The sequence below is a fragment of the Zeaxanthinibacter sp. PT1 genome (assembly GCF_028464225.1).
Classification (GTDB): domain Bacteria; phylum Bacteroidota; class Bacteroidia; order Flavobacteriales; family Flavobacteriaceae; genus Zeaxanthinibacter.
This window is the reverse complement of the sequence record NZ_JAQPCN010000001.1, coordinates 982,994-998,487: the sequence shown is the minus strand read 5'-3', so window position 1 is coordinate 998,487 and position 15,494 is coordinate 982,994. Positions and strand designations below refer to the sequence as shown.

Sequence of the window (15,494 nt, the reverse complement as noted above, 5' to 3'; positions counted from 1 at the left end):
CCAATCCGTTAATACTTTTGTTAATACTTTTTTGAACACTACCAAAAATATGGAAAATAAGTATACCTTTGAACCAGCACATAAGTGCTTACTTGATTCACCACAATATGTATAATATCGTTCAACGTAGTACCAAGCCAAGGCTTGATGGAACCTGCTCAATTTGTCTGTATGTCTATTCGAGAATTAATGGAAAGCTACACACCAAGTACAAGGTCCTGAAGAATGTCCCTGCAGTAGAACCCAAGTACTGGAATGGGAATCGCTACAAGAGTACCTATAAGACCAGCCCAGGGTACCGGGAACTTAACCAACGCCTCGCCACCATAGAGGAGCAGTGCTATGATATCGAAGATCAATTTAAAGCACAGGGCATGATACCAACTCCGAAACAATTCCTCTCCGCATTTATCTCAGGTACTGTAGAAGACGACGCCTACACCATGCTGGATGCTATCGATAGGGTAATGGAGCTGAAGGTAAAGATGAAAAAGTGCAAGACCCATAAATGTTACAAGGATTTCAGAAGACGGTGGGTAGCATTCTGTGACCAGAAGAATAAGGGTAACAGGATCCCGACCTCTGAATTTTCGCTAGAGCACCTGGAAGCATTCATCTCATACCTTCAAAGGGGCAAAGGTAATGGAGGAGCGAAGCAGTTTTACTCCTATTTAAGGAGGTCATACAACTTGTCGGTCAGGGAAGAGAACACTCCAGATCTTGGAATGAAATCCCCCTTCAAGAAGTTCGACTCAGGTCTACTTAAAAAGAAAGGCAACAAGTTCGCCAAGAACGCACTCACTCCTGATCAGTGGGAGGAATTCAAATCGATTACCCCCAGGACCGAGAAACAGGAATTCTGGAAAGACATCTTCATGTTCATGGTTTATGCTCGCGGGGTAAACTTCCGGGATGTTATAGAGCTGCGAAAGGAATGGATCGTAGAACGAAGGGATAAGGATGACAATGTAGTCTACGCTATACAATATGTAAGGCATAAGACAGAGGAGAGGAAACCGATCGCACTCAATACACCCATCACCCCTGAGATGCAAAAGATCATGGATAAGCATAACAATCCAGACTCTAAGTATATCTTTGATATGGTACCGCCGCATATCCCCAGGGACACTGAAGTCTTTGAGGATTTCTATCAGACCCTGCGCAATACTGTGTTCAATAGAAGGATCCGGTGCCTGGTAAAAGGAACCAGTCTTCCTTCAGACTTGTCCAGCTACGTAGCAAGACATACCTTTGCGACAGTAGCATTAAGGAGGGGAGCGACTATAGCGGACATCCGTGATGCTTTAGGACACTCCAATATAGCAACCACAGAGAATTATTTGGGGCGTAAGAACGCGAGCGACCTGGATGATACATTTAAAGATCTATTATGAAACCAGAAGACATCACAGCACCGATCAACCCGCTACAGTTCTATCTTACCAATTTCACTATTGAGTTCTATAAGGACATCTATCTCAAGTACGACAGAATTGCCAGGCTCACCAGCCAGGATATTCATACCACGATATGTTCCGGGATGGCTACCATATTAAAGAATACCCCTTTCACCTTCTATAAGATGCTTGAGGATATTCACTTCAACTATGACCTGGAGTTCCAGACCATCCGCGATGAGTATGACAAGATCCTATGCTATATGCTTGACGGGGAAGAGGTCACCTTCACGGCAGACTATATCGAGATCGGAAACCGCCGAGTAGCCCACGAGGAGTATGGGGAGCTGATCCCGTACCAGGACTATCTGATCGAGTTCGTTGCCCTGGCGCTGCTGAAGAAACGTACTGCCATGGTACACAAGCGCCTGCAGACCACAGAGTTTCCGAATAAGAATAAGTTCAATATCGAGGAGGCGGTTGCCTTCACCGGGTACGCGCAAAGTTACATCTACAAGCTCAAGAGTTTGGGTAAGCTGCGTGCTCACCAGGGAAAGAAGAATGGGAAGCTTACCTTCTTCCGGAAAGACCTGGAACGCCTGATGTATGAGCGAGGCGCCACCGGAATTGAAGATAATGTCTAAAAAAGTAAAACCCCTCTAGTTGAGGGGTTTTCTATTACTTATACATCACCACAATGTATCAAGTACCAATTTGAAAACTAAAGATCCACCACCAAGTGGAATCTTCAAGTACAGGGCAAATATAGTTAACTTCTTAGAATACCAAGCACAGAGTGGGCAGAAGTTTGGGCTAATGCTCTTCCGAAAATATTAACAGAAGCTAACATTGCGTTATTTGCCAGGAGTACTTTATCTCCAGGTTTGATCTGTTTTACTTCAGGTCCTACATGCACCACTTTGATAGCGCCGGTAAATTTCTTGCGCTCCTCTTCAAGCATGGCGTCTGATTTGTAGATCCCGGTCTTTGTCTTCTCCTCAATCTGAGGTAGATCCAAAGTAATGTGGTATGTCATGGGTTCGTAAGTCTTACTCATTGTTTATTTATTAGGGTTTTTATATACAGTTTTAATGTGATTGATCATGATGGCATGACCATGCCTACTCCTCATCGAAGTGGTATAGGATTCCAGCGACGTTCCTTTGTCTCCTATCGAGTCGAGGAAGCGATTCTCAAAGAGGCGCAGGAACCGGGAGTTACTCTGGTGGGTCTGCGGATAGTCCGCGTGATCGTGAACGATCACTTCCCCCTCTGACCACAAGCGGTCCAGGGCAGCGGCTATGATCCGGCTGGTTCTTCCCGTTCTTCTCATTTCTTGAACTTCTCTTTAAGTCCTAAATAGCTTCCTAATAGACCACCAGACATGCTGAAGAATACCACGGGGAGGTATCTCCATTCGAAATTTGTCATAATGGAGTACATGGAGGTCGCTCCTATAGCCACACTCACAAGCCATGACAAGTGAATTACCGCTCCAGTATAGAGTACTTTCAGGACGTTCTTTTCCGCTATCGCACGGATGTTCCATGTACGGCTTCCAATAAATATCAGTTGGACGACGAACACCGAGATCGATAGCTGTATCACCTCCGTACCAGTAAGAGTCTCCATCATCAGTTCCCATCTTCTTCGGTGGATAATCCGAAAGATCCCATAGGTCCGTCGGTGACTTTACGCAGGTACATGATCAGTAGACCGATCACCCCGATGATCCATCCGTTCTGTCCGAAGATCTCGGTCCAATCGAAATACTCCAGGAATCCAAGGACTACGTTGAGCAGTCCAAATAATAATGTTCTAAATCCTTTAAGGTTCATAGTTGTATAGGTTAGGTTATTTTTTCAGTTCTCCCATGACGCCGCGGGCTTTACGCTCGGCGACTCTCGCCTGCAGGGACAATAAGGCTTGCTTCATTCGAAGGATTGCTGCCTCTCCGTGATCCGATGGGAAGCGTGCATTGAGCTTCTCGTGCCGGTCGATCAGTATAGCCAGGAGCTGCTCGCTCTGGAATCCAGCCTCGATAGTTCCATCATCATTCTTCTTGATAAAGGATATCTCCTCAACAGAGTCCGTGTAGACGGTTTCTCCGTCGTGGAATCCGAGGCAGTTTTTTGCCACATAATTGTGTGCTCCTCCATAGGTGTCGTCTTCTGTTCCAGGAGTCACCTGGCACTGGTACTTCTCCAGCAATGCTTTACTCATAATAGTTGTATTTGATAATTAGTTTTGGTGCCAGGGTCTTGTCATCCTGGTCCCATGCCCATGCATTTCGGTATGTCTTCTCCACTCCGGGTAGTATGTGCACCAGGTAAGATCCGGGAACTACACTCGCTTTAATGTCAGGAGTCCTATACCACTCTCCGGCTGTCCAGCTTTCGGGTTTCCATTCCACCTGGTTTACAGAGAGTTTTAACTCTCCAGAGTTGCTGCTCTTCGCGCAGAACATCACGTAAGCCTCCTGGATCTCAGCATTCTGCGGGAAGGAGATGCCCGAGAAGGCAAGCTTTACCTCCTGGTAAACGCCATTGGTATGGTAACCCATCTCCAGATCATTGGAATGGTCGATCCAGTTGCCTTTGTAGAGTTCCTGGTCATCTGCCCCGCTGGTTAGGTGTACCTCCAGGGTTGCTGACTTTAGCTGAAGGGCTTCCGTCTCTGTGGTATCTTGGATCGTAGAGTCCGCAACGGACCATCCATCCTCAAGTACCAGTGTGGAATCCTTATGCCGGAGCTTATGGTGCATGTCCAGTACCTGGCGCATGGAATCCACATATACATTCTGACAGTCTACCTGCTTGATATAGCGAACAAGACTATCGAATTGCGCGTGGTTGTGCTCAGAGGCAGCCAGGGCGATCTCATTATTGCGGGAGATACGGGCTTCGTAATAGAAGATCCCGTATCCCACCGCTATGACTATGGCAAGTATGCCTATTCTAGCTAGTACTTTCATATATGCATCATTATCTCGTTAGCCGGGTATGTGCCATGGAACTCGAAGTTATCAGCGTTGTGCTGGCGAACCTTCTCCAGGTGCTCTTCACTAGGAAGCTTTATGTACTTGAATGTCAAGGCACACTGCTTTAAGTGGCGCATGATTATCCGGGTACGGATCTCGGTCTCTTTCTCAGACCACTCCTCTTCACTGACCTCAAAGCGATCCGATACATATACCTGCCGCACGTCTCTGAAGTTCTCCCCCTTATCGGATGGGAACTCACATCTAACGCGCGACGAGACAGCTATGACCCGAATAAACTTCTCCCGGTTCTTTAATTCCTCGTCGTTCTCTGCACGTGACTTAGGATCAGATACTTGCAGGCTGAACTGGGGAAAGAAGGGTACCGTCTTTGTTGGTACCGGATTCATATTAACCTCTTTACTTTCCTTTTTTGCTTGCTTTTTTGCCATTGGTAGCTTTTGGTTTAGGGGTTTCTGTTTTAGTTTCAGTCTCAGTTTCTGCGTCACATACTTCTGCGACTGCAGCTTCTGCTTCGGCAACTTCTGCCGGTACTTCAGTTTCCACGTACCTTACAGGTATGGCTCCTTTGGTTGTTTTGATTTTAGTCATGATATATAGTTATTAATGAAATGTTTGATTAATTTCTCGGCGCTCTGAAGCTTGGTGTCCCAGAAGGTGTGCTCTTCGATCTCTTTAGAGATCCTAGTGTGCATCTTCCTCCACTTATTCAACTCCACTTCGCTGCAGAACCGCTCCAGGTACTCATCGGTAATCTGGGTACCTTGCATCATTGCGATCTTATGTGCCCGTTGCTCCAGGTAATGTTGCATCTCGCGGTAATGGTACTGCAGGGTAGTATCTCTATATTCATTTAAGTCCTTCAGCTTCATTTTGCACTCGTCGCGTGCGGCTCGCAGTTCTGTTAGGCTTACTTCATTCATAGGCATCTTATCATTTCTTCTATTCGCGTTTTGCAGTTCTCAAGCGCCGCCTCGGTCTCTATCTTCTTAGATAGGAGATCCTCCAGTACTTTGCTTGCCTTAATTATACTCTCCTGGGTCACACCATGGGTGCACCCGTAGCACTTGTTCTCGTGTAACATGGGATCCAAACCAACCGCACCCCAACGGGTCCTTTCTATCCGCAGCTTGAGGGTTCCAATCTTGTCGCCCAGGTATTTTTCCATGGCTAACAGGTCAGTGAAGCTGAATCTATTCTCCATTGCTGAATTCTAAGAGCATCTGGATCTTATCCAGGCGCTGTTGTTCTTCCGCCTTGAAGAAGAACTCGGGATTCACGATCAATGTCCCACGAGTTCCGGTCTTCAAGAGGAGTTGTTTTTTAACTAGGGTGTGGATGGCTTTCTTGACTGAGGCGTCGGTATAGACGAGTTCGTTGCCTGTCCACTTAGCAATGTCTTTGATGAACTGTGCACGCATGTTGGCGTTGGAGTGGACGTGGTTGTTGTTGTCCATTCGCTCACAGAGGTAATCAAGTACGTTTCTAGCTGCTCCACCAACTCCGGCAACAATGCAAAGAGTGTTATAGTATCGCTTGTAGTGGGTCTTGGAGACATGCTTGTATTTATATATGGGAGTCTTGATCCCGTCCTCGTGGATCTTCCATCCATCGAGGTACTTTAGTTTGACTGTTCTATCCATTCAAATGCTTCTTTCAACCCTGCAATGAGGGCATCTTTATATGTTGCGTGTTCTGCACTCTCGTCTTCATGTATTATAGGTGCTCCTTTATCCGGGTTATAGTTTAATTGGTACACTCTTGCTCCCCAGTTGAAGGAGTTGAAGCATTGTACCTGTACGTATATGTCCATGGAGGTAATGAGCCACTGCTGTAACTCGTGTAACCATGGGAGGGAGTAGGTGTTCGTATGCCTGTCCATATACTCTGGGCTGAAAACTCTGAATCCATTTTGTTCTGCTAGTTCTTTTAAGGTCATGGTGCTAAAAATTGTATGTTAATCGGTCGGTTTGTCCATGCTCCGGGTGATGGATGAAAGCCTCCACAGCTTTGATCGAGTTGTACCCATTGATGTGATGCCACATATCAGTACCTGAAGGGGAGCGGAGGGATTCGATAGCTACCTTCTGCATATCCTTCGCCACTTTGTGGTGTACATGATGCGTATAGATGTAGCGTTTCGATGTCGCTCCCCATAGTTCAGGGACTTCATCTGCCATAAGTAGGGGAAGGTCTGCGGTCTTAGCACCATCGCCATGCGTGGTACCTATAAGGTTGTTGTGGTATTGATAGTATTTCCGGTGACGCATATCCCCATCGAAACTCACTTCGGGGTGCTTATCAAACCAGGTTGCCACAGCATCACATAGGAAGTAGCCATTAGTGAAATCGTGGTTAGAGGGGTTAAAATGGACGTGGACGGGAGCTACCGTAAGTAACAATTCAATGAGTTCAACGTATAATTTCTTGGCTATCTGGTAGTTATCGTACCACATTCCGTCTGTATCCTGTGGCGTCCCTGCTTTGGTAGTTCTGGTTGCGTTATCGACATGCAGAATGTCGTTACCAGCTATAAATAAAATTTGGTCTATATGTATTGACGTGGCTGCTTTGAATAGGAGTCCGTTGACTCCCTCATGTACCCTGTCTACTGCAATCTTATTGTTGTACTCTGAGCCTTTCGCCAGGTACATGGAGAGCTTTCCTATATGGATATCGGCTGGATCCATCACTAAGAGGTGTCCAACATCGCCGCGCTCTGGACGTACTATCTCCGGGTACTGTGGTGAATACTGCTTCATCTCTTCGATCAGCTCATCACGGAGTTTTAGGTAATCTACCGGGGCTGTCTTTGCATGTACGGAGAAGTACTGCCCCTTGTGCCAGTAGTTCCCTACCGATTCAAAAGGAATTCCGATCTCCTCACAGTACCTGCGTAGTGCTTCGTGGTCATCGGTGGGGGCTGCAGCATGTTTGGCGATGTACTTGGTAAGGTGTGCCTTGCGAAAGTTCTCAGGCGTGGTATCCAGTCCGTATTTCTTTACGATTTCCCTGGATATTGACCGGAGCGACCCCTTTCCTTGGGCGTGGAGCAGTCTCGCTTCCTCTAGTTGGTCAATAATATCGGCTCTTTGCATAAGTAGGTTGGTTGTAGATACTCAAATGGTATCTTAAAGATTATCTTAATCGTCGCCTCAAATATACAGAAGATTCTTTCGTATAAAAAACACTTGACTCATATTTATTTTAACGTTATATTCTGTTTCCAGGCAGAGTTAGGTGACCTCACATCACCTTCAAGGTTACGTCACGTCACCTTCAATTTACGTAACTTCCTCATTACCAATACCCTTTACAAAAAACACCCTATAACCTAACGGACTTGCGAACTTGGGGCATAGCGCCCCATAGCTTAAAACAGAATAATATTGCGTATATAGATTTTCTGTATATCTTTGCCTTGTGCGAAAGAATCTTTCACATAGAGTTCTTTGACATAGCGGAAGAATTACACTATTGCCCTCCCTGGTCCCCCAGTGTGAGGGCTTTGGTGGTATAACACCACACATTATGAAATACGGCTTTAATGAGAAGGATCTGAAGAAGATCATCAAGGATGCCCTGGGAGAAGGTCCCTCCATTGAACCTTATGGAGAAGGGCTGCTTCGATACCAGGACGAGAACATGACCATTGTGATGGGTAGTAGAGCTACAGAGGGATTTGACCAGGCTATGAAGGAAGAGGTCAAAAAAATTTCCCAGGAAAAAAATTCTAAGTTGTAAATTCGAAATCATGACCAAGTATCGAGTAATCAATACTGATAATTACAAATCCTCTTACTCTGAAGAGGTGCCTTTCATCGCAGAGGAACATGATCCTGGACTTCCAAAGGACGACCTCTGTATCTGGGTGAGGAGTGTAGAGACCGGTAAGATCTACGAACTATACTCTTGGCAGGTAGAAAAAATTTCCTAGGAAAAAAATTTAGGTAAAGGATGTGTAAATGGTTACCTGCTAGTGCCGGTCTCCCCCGCTTAAAGTTGGCGATGAATGCCCCGGTGGTCGGGTGCGTGAAGCCTACTTAAATCCTTTACGATTATGCAAGTTACTTTCTACAAACCGTCAACGTCAGGTAAATCAGCATGGTGTGGTGTTAAAGAGTCCAAGTGGACTAACGACCAGGCTAAGCTAGTTGTCATCCCTATCGACCCTATCAGGGAGGTACTAGGACGTGAGCCAGAGGCTAAGGATACCTTTGAGGTGCCTGATAACCTCGAGGTGTCGGAGCTGTACATCTGGGATGAGGAGCTTGGGGAGCGTGTCCAAGCCTTCATGAGTAAGGAGGATGGTAAGACACCAGACCCTACCAAGCCGATGTACACGTTAACCGTGAAACAGTAGTAATGTGGAGTGCCCCCTAGTGGGGTGCTCCCCATATTGTGTAATCTGGTGCATCGCAGTGCATCACAGGGATTAGATGAGCGTGATTGAGCGTTATGCAGCACTCCGCTGCTATCTATTACCCTATTTCCCCCTTCATACATAACAGTACCATTACAATACATATAGACCTAGTGTCACCCTATCCCCAGATATGGGCTATACAAATCCTATTATTTAAACCCTATTAATTGACAATTATGGACCACTTAACAGAAGCAAAAGAACAATACCTATCCAGCATGAAAGAGAATATCATGCTCCACAAGGATCACCTTGCTACCCTATTACAGATGCCTAATGCTGAAGGTTGGGAAACATACGACCATCGCAGTGAAGCGGTAGAACTAGCAATAGGGGCTGTTAGAAACTTCATAGATAACATGGAGGACGAGTACCTAGAAGCAACAGAGCAACTCGATGCTCCTAAACCTATAAACTAACCATCACAGGTCTCAAGTGTTAACCTACAATAACACTTTACTTTAAATCACCACAACCATGACAGCATTTAAACTATGTCTAATATACGTAGTAGTCTTTGCACTACTTGTTCTGGGATCACTTGAGACTGGAGCACCAAGCATTGCAACGCAGTTCTTTGGATCCTGCTTCATTGTATTCCTACTCATTCTACCTAACTGTTCTAATTCCAAGGAAGCATGAAGAAGGCACAAGCAATCATCATAGCCCTGCTATTTATAGTGGGGTTTGTAGCCATGATCTTCGCTACAAATGACAGACCAAGAGAGATCCAGTACAACAAGACTAACCTATTAACACAACTACCATGAAGGATCCATATTACGTGCTATACTTCCGGGTACTCACCTCATTGGGTTTCCTGGTAACAGTAGTGTGCTGGATGGCAGCACCAATGAACATTGTCACCATTATGATGACACTGATGTTCCTGATCATTGTATTACTCAATCCAGAAATCAAATTAAAGAAATCATGAGCAATTTATTAGCTAACGCACCACTGAATTTTCCACAAGCCAGAGATTGGATGTGGGATTACTGCATATATCTGGGACCATGGAGGGATAGTAATAACAGAGCCTATGATCTTGGCATCCACCTGGATAATGATGGTCGTCCATCTGCTGCTGTAGTAGATGACAACGAACCAGGCTCCTATTATTCCGGAGACTTTGAGCACATGTATCGTAGAGAGATCTACCAGGAGACCTGGAGAAGAGCCAAGGAGCTTTGCCTGGTCACCAAGGAGTACGCTGATTACATCGACGCTAGAAATATATACGAAGAAATGCAGGAGAACTTAGCTTTGAACCAGTCCTGCATTGCCGATTGTATAGGGGATGTTGTTCCGAAAGAGATTCATGAGATGATAGATAAATCGTACGCTGATAAGGCAGAGATAGATGCCTTTGAGAGCGTCGTCGGTGAAGCTTATAGAACCTGGCAAGAATCCCTAGAGCAGTGAGAAGTGTACAGATAGACAACATCACATGGCTCTATGAGCACAGTGATGAGGCATATATCACTGGGATGTCCTTTGTGGACATTCCTAGTGATATCCTGAAGCGGTTCGTCGAGTACTGTGACTACCAGGTAGATGACAAGCTCTTTCTTCCACATTATTATCAGGAGGATATGGAGGACGTGGACCTGGGTTCAGGACACGAGTGTAACAACCCAGATACACAGATCGTGCTAATGCATTTCCTGCATGAACACAAGGATGAGAAGTTCCAGATCCATTATCGCGGATTAGATCCTTACTGGATCTTCCATGATAACCGACACTCTCTAAATGATGTGATGGGATGCGAAGTGTATGGTATCAACTCTCATGTAGAGCGAGACAGACTGCTCGAAGGGGCAGAGATGTCAAGAGATCATGGCGTGTACATCAATCCTAAGTCAGCCATTGGTGTAATCAATGCCTGGAAGTCCAGATGGAAATTTGATGAGAGAACTAACATGGCATCCTTAGAGACATCAGACTTTCAGCCTTTTATGAAGGAGGAAGAGTTTGATATCCTTGAGATGTATCATGAGGGCGGGTATAATCCCGATTACAACTAGGGCAGAGCCAGGGGAGGGCATTCAAACTTTTATAATCATTTTTATTAATCGTGTTGAAAATATGCAATCATGCTTATCCCCTGGTCCCTATAACTAACTACTAAATTTTAATCAAATGAGAACAATACTACTATTAATAGTGGCTACACTCCTATTGTCTTGCTCGAAAGAGGAAGTATATGGAGATGTACAGATCCAGCTCGCCTATAACATTTGGGACGAGAACCTGGATGAAACTACCAGGGCAGCCTGTGCTAATAAGGTGCCGGAGATCATGATCATGGAGCTGAAGAACGAAGAGGGCAACCAATTCGTGACCACGTATGCTGAACAAATCAGCGGTGGAGTACGATCAGGGATCATCACACTGCCAGAGGGCAGGTACATGGTCGTAAGACTCCAGGTAATCGATACACAAGGCAACATTGCATTTGAGGTGAAAAACCCTGGGTACTCTGACTTTCAAGTAGGCTTCACACCATTCTATTTTGGTGTAGCTCCCGGTAAACTAAGCAAGCTGGGTATGGATTGCTTCTGTAAATTCCAGAAGTAATCCCATGAGAACTAGCATGATAAGTACGACCTACAGTAGGAAACGTTACTTGTACCCAGTATTAGGTAACCGAACCAATGAGGGCAGAGAGAAGCAACGGAAACATAGAAGGAGGAAAGGCAGAATAGCCCGGAGAGCCAGAAAAAAGAACAGATCATGACAGTAATGAAAGCACTTGATTACATGCTTACAGGTACGCCTGTAGGTATATCTGATAGTCTCAGAGAGGTGTGGCAGGATCCAAGACATCCTAACCTTGGAGATACATTTGATATTCAAAGTATTAATGCCGATGGCACAGTACGGATAGTATGTGACAGTACGCATGAGATCTATATGAATGCAAACCTAAAAGACATTATAAACCTAAATAAACATTACTAGAAGCTAAATAGCTGGGTGATTCGCAAGACACGCGACACTACCAGGGTAATCAATGGCAAAGTTCAGCTGCCCACTGCTTAGTGTGGGATTTTGACAACGTGGCGGAATTGGTAAACGCTGAGGGCTTATGCCTAACATTTCCTGGTTCGATTCCAGGCGTTGTCACAAAATCAACCGTTCCTCAAAAGAAAGTACAGACGTTACTTGGAAATCTTTTGATCACGGCTCTGTCGTCCAGTGCCCATTGTGATGGGATTCACACACTGGACGTAAAACATGCGCTGGGGCAGATCACCCTGGGGCGCGATGTGGTGTAATTGGCAACACGCTGGTAGCATTATCCAGAGCTATGGGTTCGAATCCCATCATCGCAACTAATTAGCATAATTGCTGCAAGGTCTATGGATCTGCATCTAGGACGAGGGTTCGACTCCCTCCAGCTCCACATTAGTCAATACACAACAAAAGACGCATTGGGAACGCCACCCACGGTAATCTAATAGGTTACGGTAGAGAGGAACTGCCTGTGTATTGACTCGCCATACTTTAGGGGCTGACTGGTTTTGACTGGTGCAAATGTGAAGTAGAATAGGCAATTATAACCGATAACTGGCAAAGTTATCCAAATGAATAATGCACCGGTAAGACTGGCTGCATAATTCCGCCTGGGGAGAGCGAAATCTCCCCAACACATCACTGGTCAACACCGCACACCAGGTCAAAGTGCGGTTTATCTAAAAATCACCACAATATGAGAGAACTAGCTTACCTGATGGAGATCATCAACAAAGAATACGGTGACCACGAGGTCATCACCGTAGGAAAGCTCAAACGAGCGTACGACAAGGCTGTCCTGCGCATGGAAGAGGAGCAAGGACGAATAGAGAATATTCCACTGGACCCACAATTTGATCAGCTATAATGAAATTAAAGCATGAGAATTTAAATGTGCGTCAGCATTTAAAGTATAGTGTTGATATCCTTAATTGGCTAAGAAATGAAGGGTATAACACTAAAGGGAAGCGTAATGCGGTACTGATGCCATTTCTTAAAGCTAATGGTATTCGATATGAGAAGCTGAACTCTCGATACAAGGGGGACTTTACAGCAGACTCCCGTAATGCAGCTCAAGTTGGAGCACATGGCTTATTCAAACAGTTCAAGCAATTTGTAATGGAAAAAAGAACCATCTAAAGAGTAGATTATGAAAGAACATGAAATACTAAGTCCGAGTGACTGGATGAAAGGAAGAGCCGGTTACCCTCAGAGGGGAATGGTGCATAATGTTTGTGTTATAGTAGCTAAAGAATATGCAGAATACTACCATAAAGAAAAGATGAAGCAAGACCCCCGCATAGAAGCGTTGAGGGAGTTGGTAAAAGAAATGGAGCCAGAATATCCTAGTTTATATGACCCGAGGAGTGGGACAGGTAAATATTACCCCGAAGACCCTGACTATATAGAAAAAGAAAAGATGTGGAAGCAGTGGTATAACTTAAACCAAATACTAAATAGTGATGAACTGGATAAAGACAAGTGATAGATTACCAAAAGACTGTTGCAAGCCCACTGAAGGCTTTGACTTAGGCGCGACTTGTAGTAAATGCGGTGAGCCTTTTAGAATTGAAGTAGAACCACCTAAAGAATAGAAATGGACGAAACATGGACAGACCACAAAGGCAGAACACTTCCACTTCATGGAATGAGTGATAAGTGGCTCAACAATATTCGTAAGAAATTTGGAGCAGAGATAGTACCCCATGTTGTAGCTGAATTAAAGCGCAGAAAAGATAAACGGAAAAACTTTAATAAAAGAACCTCCTAAAGAATAGATTATGAAACTATATGAGATTGCTAATAAAGACGGAGAGCTCTCTTTCAGAAAGATGAGAGTTGAAAGCGGTTACTTGTATAATTTTTGGAATTACGACAAGCAGGACTTCCATGATGAATGGATTTTTGTACCAGACGCAACAACTACCCTAGATAACGCATAAACAGAGAAATATGGCACATTCACATCATGGAGGTTTTAATCCACCTAAAAAAGGGAAGAATAAAGAAGAATTAAAACGTACTTGGTTATTCTGCGGTGGACACGGTAAAAAATACTTCGAGATTAAAGTAAGTGCAGAAGATAGAGAAACTGCAATAGCTCACTTTGAAACGGATTATCCAGAATTAAAATGGGTAATGACTAAAGAGTTGTAGTATTTAGATAACGCATAAACAGAGAGATATGACAGACAATCAAACCTGGGACGAGTCTACTAACGATTTTGTAGAGACGCCTAACAAATTAAAGAGATTCTTAAACGACATCGATAGGCTTTGCAAGAAGTACGGTTATTCCATCTCCCATGAGGATACCCACGGAGCATTTATAGTCGAACCTTATGACTCAGGGAACATCGAGTGGCTAAAAGATGCACACATGAACCTCCCCAAACAGGTTAAGAAGGACCTAGATCCACTTGACCCTTGGGACGAATGCGATGCAACTGAAATTGATATTTACTAAACATTAACCCTGCCTTCGGGCTTACTTAATTATCACCACAAATGACAAAAGAAGCATTACGAGTAATCACAGATCCAGCCAGTGTAGAGAACACTGTGTTCATTCTAAAGTACGTATTCAACCCCAAGACAGGATTCTCGGGAACCGTTGACGTACACAGTACCTGTAGAGCTGCACGCCAGCACATCAGGAAATTGGTAGCAACCGGAGATTATGTCAAAGACAGATTCTTCATCGAGAAGTTGGTACCCTCAGATACCCCAGAAACCGTAGAAGCTAATTAATACTAATCCTTAATTTATACTTTATCATGCAAAATTTACCTGATTTCACACTCATTCTCCTTGCCATCATCGCAGTACTAGCTGTAACAGTCGGCTATTTACTGATGAAAATTAGCAACCGGGAAGAACCCTCTACAGTTGAACTACTCATGGATCGCCAGGTAATGGCGGATGTACAGAGATTTGTGGAACATTCTATTCCCAGGTACTACAGAGGTAGGTCCGGAAAACCTGTTATGTACGATTTTTCTCGCTATGCTTATCAAGAACTGGTAAACTCACTCACCCTGGCTATTTCACAAGCCAACAAGGAGTACATTGATGAGTTGAAAGGTCGGGAATCCGAACTATACAAAAACGAGACACTATACATATAGGTCTACCATATAACTGCTTGATTACCAACACAGCCCCTGTCACCACCAGGGGCTTATTTATTAATTAATAATCCAATTTGAAAATGGAAAACTCTTTAGAGCACTTAGATGCAAACCACCAAGCCGATGTTTTCAACGGGAAATTCATGCTTTTCACCGATGAGGACCCTAGATATCGAAAGATCATGGGACTCATCAAAGACAGCGTACCATTCGCGCAACAGCTTAGACGTCAAGTACGTCAGGCATTTAACTTCAATGAACCTCAAATGATCGACCAGATCGAGAAGTTCATCGTCGAAAATACTCCACAGGAGGCAAACGACTAATTATCATGCATTTGACTAAATAGCATACCCTTTTGCAATATTTTATTCTGTATTATGTGTCTTTAATCGATATATTTGTTAACTCAATTCGATAAAACACTTTAATAGACTATTTTATGTGAAAGAAAATGTTGTTTAGTCATTTGTTCAATAAAAAACAAATTGTTTAACTATTATTTTCTAATTCAC

Annotated in this window: 32 protein-coding genes and 2 tRNA genes; 21 read left to right on the top strand and 13 right to left on the bottom strand. The window is 44.3% G+C overall.

The genetic code is table 11. The features are described 5' to 3' along the window. Positions 1 to 68 precede the first annotated feature (68 nt). Positions 69 to 1,397, top strand: a complete 1,329-nt coding sequence (locus tag PP178_RS04330; RefSeq protein ID WP_272593082.1) for a tyrosine-type recombinase/integrase — start codon at positions 69 to 71, stop codon at positions 1,395 to 1,397. Further along, complete coding sequence (locus tag PP178_RS04325) at positions 1,394 to 2,044, top strand: hypothetical protein (RefSeq protein WP_272593081.1); 651 nt, start codon at positions 1,394 to 1,396, stop codon at positions 2,042 to 2,044. The genes PP178_RS04330 and PP178_RS04325 overlap by 4 nt, the downstream gene beginning before the upstream one ends. Before the next feature lie 125 nt (positions 2,045 to 2,169). Here PP178_RS04325 and PP178_RS04320 read toward each other — a convergent pair whose 3' ends face one another. The 13 genes from PP178_RS04320 to PP178_RS04260 all read right to left on the bottom strand — a co-directional run bounded on the left by PP178_RS04320 (position 2,170) and on the right by PP178_RS04260 (position 7,499). After that, the gene (locus tag PP178_RS04320) at positions 2,170 to 2,457 is read right to left on the bottom strand and encodes a hypothetical protein (protein WP_272593080.1); all 288 of its coding nucleotides are present in this window, start codon (positions 2,455 to 2,457) and stop codon (positions 2,170 to 2,172) included. A 3-nt stretch (positions 2,458 to 2,460) separates the two neighbouring features. Further along, on the bottom strand, positions 2,461 to 2,733 hold the full coding sequence (locus tag PP178_RS04315) for a hypothetical protein (protein ID WP_272593079.1): 273 nt from the start codon (positions 2,731 to 2,733) through the stop codon (positions 2,461 to 2,463). After that, a complete protein-coding gene (locus PP178_RS04310) occupies positions 2,730 to 3,035 on the bottom strand; it encodes a hypothetical protein (protein ID WP_272593078.1) in 306 nt (101 codons plus the stop codon). The genes PP178_RS04315 and PP178_RS04310 overlap by 4 nt, the downstream gene beginning before the upstream one ends. After that, complete coding sequence (locus PP178_RS04305) at positions 3,035 to 3,238, bottom strand: hypothetical protein (RefSeq protein ID WP_272593077.1); 204 nt, start codon at positions 3,236 to 3,238, stop codon at positions 3,035 to 3,037. Before PP178_RS04305 ends, PP178_RS04310 begins: the two co-directional genes overlap by 1 nt. A gap of 16 nt (positions 3,239 to 3,254) precedes the next feature. Further along, complete coding sequence (locus tag PP178_RS04300) at positions 3,255 to 3,623, bottom strand: hypothetical protein (protein ID WP_272593076.1); 369 nt, start codon at positions 3,621 to 3,623, stop codon at positions 3,255 to 3,257. Then, on the bottom strand, positions 3,616 to 4,374 hold the full coding sequence (locus PP178_RS04295; RefSeq protein WP_272593075.1) for a hypothetical protein: 759 nt from the start codon (positions 4,372 to 4,374) through the stop codon (positions 3,616 to 3,618). Before PP178_RS04295 ends, PP178_RS04300 begins: the two co-directional genes overlap by 8 nt. Beyond that, a complete protein-coding gene (locus tag PP178_RS04290; RefSeq protein WP_272593074.1) occupies positions 4,371 to 4,832 on the bottom strand; it encodes a hypothetical protein in 462 nt (153 codons plus the stop codon). Before PP178_RS04290 ends, PP178_RS04295 begins: the two co-directional genes overlap by 4 nt. After that, positions 4,801 to 4,992, bottom strand: coding sequence for a hypothetical protein (locus PP178_RS04285; protein ID WP_272593073.1), 192 nt, complete (start codon positions 4,990 to 4,992; stop codon positions 4,801 to 4,803). Before PP178_RS04285 ends, PP178_RS04290 begins: the two co-directional genes overlap by 32 nt. Next, positions 4,989 to 5,324: a hypothetical protein gene (locus PP178_RS04280; RefSeq protein ID WP_272593072.1), complete on the bottom strand. Its 336-nt coding sequence runs from the start codon at positions 5,322 to 5,324 to the stop codon at positions 4,989 to 4,991. Before PP178_RS04280 ends, PP178_RS04285 begins: the two co-directional genes overlap by 4 nt. Continuing rightward, the gene (locus PP178_RS04275; RefSeq protein WP_272593071.1) at positions 5,321 to 5,569 is read right to left on the bottom strand and encodes a hypothetical protein; all 249 of its coding nucleotides are present in this window, start codon (positions 5,567 to 5,569) and stop codon (positions 5,321 to 5,323) included. Before PP178_RS04275 ends, PP178_RS04280 begins: the two co-directional genes overlap by 4 nt. A 25-nt stretch (positions 5,570 to 5,594) precedes the next feature. Beyond that, positions 5,595 to 6,044, bottom strand: a complete 450-nt coding sequence (locus PP178_RS04270; RefSeq protein WP_272593070.1) for a replication/maintenance protein RepL — start codon at positions 6,042 to 6,044, stop codon at positions 5,595 to 5,597. After that, on the bottom strand, positions 6,023 to 6,283 hold the full coding sequence (locus PP178_RS04265; RefSeq protein ID WP_272593069.1) for a hypothetical protein: 261 nt from the start codon (positions 6,281 to 6,283) through the stop codon (positions 6,023 to 6,025). Before PP178_RS04265 ends, PP178_RS04270 begins: the two co-directional genes overlap by 22 nt. Positions 6,284 to 6,344: 61 nt before the next feature. Beyond that, complete coding sequence (locus PP178_RS04260; RefSeq protein ID WP_272593068.1) at positions 6,345 to 7,499, bottom strand: hypothetical protein; 1,155 nt, start codon at positions 7,497 to 7,499, stop codon at positions 6,345 to 6,347. A gap of 433 nt (positions 7,500 to 7,932) precedes the next feature. On the opposite strand from PP178_RS04260, the gene PP178_RS04255 reads away from it, so the two are divergent. The 19 genes from PP178_RS04255 to PP178_RS04165 all read left to right on the top strand — a co-directional run bounded on the left by PP178_RS04255 (position 7,933) and on the right by PP178_RS04165 (position 15,305). Beyond that, entirely contained in the window at positions 7,933 to 8,145 is a 213-nt protein-coding gene (locus PP178_RS04255; RefSeq protein ID WP_272593067.1) for a hypothetical protein, read from the top strand. 10 nt (positions 8,146 to 8,155) lie between these two features. Then, positions 8,156 to 8,338: a hypothetical protein gene (locus tag PP178_RS04250; protein ID WP_272593066.1), complete on the top strand. Its 183-nt coding sequence runs from the start codon at positions 8,156 to 8,158 to the stop codon at positions 8,336 to 8,338. A gap of 123 nt (positions 8,339 to 8,461) precedes the next feature. Then, a complete protein-coding gene (locus PP178_RS04245; protein ID WP_272593065.1) occupies positions 8,462 to 8,764 on the top strand; it encodes a hypothetical protein in 303 nt (100 codons plus the stop codon). 239 nt (positions 8,765 to 9,003) lie between these two features. Next, positions 9,004 to 9,246 carry a hypothetical protein gene (locus PP178_RS04240; RefSeq protein WP_272593064.1) on the top strand — a complete coding sequence of 81 codons (243 nt, stop codon included), beginning with the start codon at positions 9,004 to 9,006 and terminating at the stop codon, positions 9,244 to 9,246. Between the two features lie 347 nt (positions 9,247 to 9,593). Then, positions 9,594 to 9,764, top strand: coding sequence for a hypothetical protein (locus PP178_RS04235; protein WP_272593063.1), 171 nt, complete (start codon positions 9,594 to 9,596; stop codon positions 9,762 to 9,764). Then, a complete protein-coding gene (locus tag PP178_RS04230; protein WP_272593062.1) occupies positions 9,761 to 10,252 on the top strand; it encodes a hypothetical protein in 492 nt (163 codons plus the stop codon). The genes PP178_RS04235 and PP178_RS04230 overlap by 4 nt, the downstream gene beginning before the upstream one ends. A gap of 74 nt (positions 10,253 to 10,326) precedes the next feature. Beyond that, entirely contained in the window at positions 10,327 to 10,857 is a 531-nt protein-coding gene (locus PP178_RS04225) for a hypothetical protein (protein ID WP_272593061.1), read from the top strand. Positions 10,858 to 10,972: 115 nt separating this feature from the next. Next, on the top strand, positions 10,973 to 11,410 hold the full coding sequence (locus tag PP178_RS04220) for a hypothetical protein (RefSeq protein WP_272593060.1): 438 nt from the start codon (positions 10,973 to 10,975) through the stop codon (positions 11,408 to 11,410). Between the two features lie 476 nt (positions 11,411 to 11,886). After that, a tRNA-OTHER gene (locus PP178_RS04215) sits at positions 11,887 to 11,959 on the top strand. A gap of 137 nt (positions 11,960 to 12,096) precedes the next feature. After that, positions 12,097 to 12,168 (top strand) — tRNA-OTHER (locus PP178_RS04210). Positions 12,169 to 12,545: 377 nt separating this feature from the next. Further along, positions 12,546 to 12,716 carry a hypothetical protein gene (locus PP178_RS04205; protein ID WP_272593059.1) on the top strand — a complete coding sequence of 57 codons (171 nt, stop codon included), beginning with the start codon at positions 12,546 to 12,548 and terminating at the stop codon, positions 12,714 to 12,716. Next, complete coding sequence (locus PP178_RS04200) at positions 12,716 to 12,988, top strand: hypothetical protein (RefSeq protein WP_272593058.1); 273 nt, start codon at positions 12,716 to 12,718, stop codon at positions 12,986 to 12,988. The genes PP178_RS04205 and PP178_RS04200 overlap by 1 nt, the downstream gene beginning before the upstream one ends. Before the next feature lie 10 nt (positions 12,989 to 12,998). Next, positions 12,999 to 13,334, top strand: coding sequence for a hypothetical protein (locus PP178_RS04195; RefSeq protein WP_272593057.1), 336 nt, complete (start codon positions 12,999 to 13,001; stop codon positions 13,332 to 13,334). Positions 13,335 to 13,445: 111 nt separating this feature from the next. After that, positions 13,446 to 13,619, top strand: coding sequence for a hypothetical protein (locus PP178_RS04190; RefSeq protein WP_272593056.1), 174 nt, complete (start codon positions 13,446 to 13,448; stop codon positions 13,617 to 13,619). Positions 13,620 to 13,801: 182 nt separating this feature from the next. Further along, positions 13,802 to 14,005 (top strand): hypothetical protein, encoded by a 204-nt coding sequence (locus tag PP178_RS04185; RefSeq protein WP_272593055.1) that lies wholly within the window; start codon positions 13,802 to 13,804, stop codon positions 14,003 to 14,005. Positions 14,006 to 14,033: 28 nt separating this feature from the next. After that, a complete protein-coding gene (locus PP178_RS04180; RefSeq protein ID WP_272593054.1) occupies positions 14,034 to 14,315 on the top strand; it encodes a hypothetical protein in 282 nt (93 codons plus the stop codon). A gap of 41 nt (positions 14,316 to 14,356) precedes the next feature. Further along, entirely contained in the window at positions 14,357 to 14,599 is a 243-nt protein-coding gene (locus PP178_RS04175) for a hypothetical protein (RefSeq protein WP_272593053.1), read from the top strand. A gap of 26 nt (positions 14,600 to 14,625) precedes the next feature. Beyond that, positions 14,626 to 14,976: a hypothetical protein gene (locus PP178_RS04170; RefSeq protein ID WP_272593052.1), complete on the top strand. Its 351-nt coding sequence runs from the start codon at positions 14,626 to 14,628 to the stop codon at positions 14,974 to 14,976. Positions 14,977 to 15,059: 83 nt separating this feature from the next. After that, the gene (locus PP178_RS04165) at positions 15,060 to 15,305 is read left to right on the top strand and encodes a hypothetical protein (protein WP_272593051.1); all 246 of its coding nucleotides are present in this window, start codon (positions 15,060 to 15,062) and stop codon (positions 15,303 to 15,305) included. Positions 15,306 to 15,494: the final 189 nt, after the last annotated feature.

Bases quoted from the DNA above. Each gene is read 5' to 3' on its own strand.
- PP178_RS04325 (WP_272593081.1), top strand. From the start codon at position 1,394: ATGAAACCAGAAGACATCACAGCACCGATCAACCCGCTACAGTTCTAT.
- PP178_RS04320 (WP_272593080.1), bottom strand. From the start codon at position 2,457: ATGAGTAAGACTTACGAACCCATGACATACCACATTACTTTGGATCTA.
- PP178_RS04315 (WP_272593079.1), bottom strand. From the start codon at position 2,733: ATGAGAAGAACGGGAAGAACCAGCCGGATCATAGCCGCTGCCCTGGAC.
- PP178_RS04310 (WP_272593078.1), bottom strand. From the start codon at position 3,035: ATGATGGAGACTCTTACTGGTACGGAGGTGATACAGCTATCGATCTCG.
- PP178_RS04305 (WP_272593077.1), bottom strand. From the start codon at position 3,238: ATGAACCTTAAAGGATTTAGAACATTATTATTTGGACTGCTCAACGTA.
- PP178_RS04300 (WP_272593076.1), bottom strand. From the start codon at position 3,623: ATGAGTAAAGCATTGCTGGAGAAGTACCAGTGCCAGGTGACTCCTGGA.
- PP178_RS04295 (WP_272593075.1), bottom strand. From the start codon at position 4,374: ATGAAAGTACTAGCTAGAATAGGCATACTTGCCATAGTCATAGCGGTG.
- PP178_RS04290 (WP_272593074.1), bottom strand. From the start codon at position 4,832: ATGGCAAAAAAGCAAGCAAAAAAGGAAAGTAAAGAGGTTAATATGAAT.
- PP178_RS04285 (WP_272593073.1), bottom strand. From the start codon at position 4,992: ATGACTAAAATCAAAACAACCAAAGGAGCCATACCTGTAAGGTACGTG.
- PP178_RS04280 (WP_272593072.1), bottom strand. From the start codon at position 5,324: ATGAATGAAGTAAGCCTAACAGAACTGCGAGCCGCACGCGACGAGTGC.
- PP178_RS04275 (WP_272593071.1), bottom strand. From the start codon at position 5,569: ATGGAAAAATACCTGGGCGACAAGATTGGAACCCTCAAGCTGCGGATA.
- PP178_RS04270 (WP_272593070.1), bottom strand. From the start codon at position 6,044: ATGGATAGAACAGTCAAACTAAAGTACCTCGATGGATGGAAGATCCAC.
- PP178_RS04265 (WP_272593069.1), bottom strand. From the start codon at position 6,283: ATGGACAGGCATACGAACACCTACTCCCTCCCATGGTTACACGAGTTA.
- PP178_RS04260 (WP_272593068.1), bottom strand. From the start codon at position 7,499: ATGCAAAGAGCCGATATTATTGACCAACTAGAGGAAGCGAGACTGCTC.
- PP178_RS04255 (WP_272593067.1), top strand. From the start codon at position 7,933: ATGAAATACGGCTTTAATGAGAAGGATCTGAAGAAGATCATCAAGGAT.
- PP178_RS04250 (WP_272593066.1), top strand. From the start codon at position 8,156: ATGACCAAGTATCGAGTAATCAATACTGATAATTACAAATCCTCTTAC.
- PP178_RS04245 (WP_272593065.1), top strand. From the start codon at position 8,462: ATGCAAGTTACTTTCTACAAACCGTCAACGTCAGGTAAATCAGCATGG.
- PP178_RS04240 (WP_272593064.1), top strand. From the start codon at position 9,004: ATGGACCACTTAACAGAAGCAAAAGAACAATACCTATCCAGCATGAAA.
- PP178_RS04235 (WP_272593063.1), top strand. From the start codon at position 9,594: ATGAAGGATCCATATTACGTGCTATACTTCCGGGTACTCACCTCATTG.
- PP178_RS04230 (WP_272593062.1), top strand. From the start codon at position 9,761: ATGAGCAATTTATTAGCTAACGCACCACTGAATTTTCCACAAGCCAGA.
- PP178_RS04220 (WP_272593060.1), top strand. From the start codon at position 10,973: ATGAGAACAATACTACTATTAATAGTGGCTACACTCCTATTGTCTTGC.
- PP178_RS04205 (WP_272593059.1), top strand. From the start codon at position 12,546: ATGAGAGAACTAGCTTACCTGATGGAGATCATCAACAAAGAATACGGT.
- PP178_RS04200 (WP_272593058.1), top strand. From the start codon at position 12,716: ATGAAATTAAAGCATGAGAATTTAAATGTGCGTCAGCATTTAAAGTAT.
- PP178_RS04195 (WP_272593057.1), top strand. From the start codon at position 12,999: ATGAAAGAACATGAAATACTAAGTCCGAGTGACTGGATGAAAGGAAGA.
- PP178_RS04190 (WP_272593056.1), top strand. From the start codon at position 13,446: ATGGACGAAACATGGACAGACCACAAAGGCAGAACACTTCCACTTCAT.
- PP178_RS04185 (WP_272593055.1), top strand. From the start codon at position 13,802: ATGGCACATTCACATCATGGAGGTTTTAATCCACCTAAAAAAGGGAAG.
- PP178_RS04180 (WP_272593054.1), top strand. From the start codon at position 14,034: ATGACAGACAATCAAACCTGGGACGAGTCTACTAACGATTTTGTAGAG.
- PP178_RS04175 (WP_272593053.1), top strand. From the start codon at position 14,357: ATGACAAAAGAAGCATTACGAGTAATCACAGATCCAGCCAGTGTAGAG.
- PP178_RS04170 (WP_272593052.1), top strand. From the start codon at position 14,626: ATGCAAAATTTACCTGATTTCACACTCATTCTCCTTGCCATCATCGCA.
- PP178_RS04165 (WP_272593051.1), top strand. From the start codon at position 15,060: ATGGAAAACTCTTTAGAGCACTTAGATGCAAACCACCAAGCCGATGTT.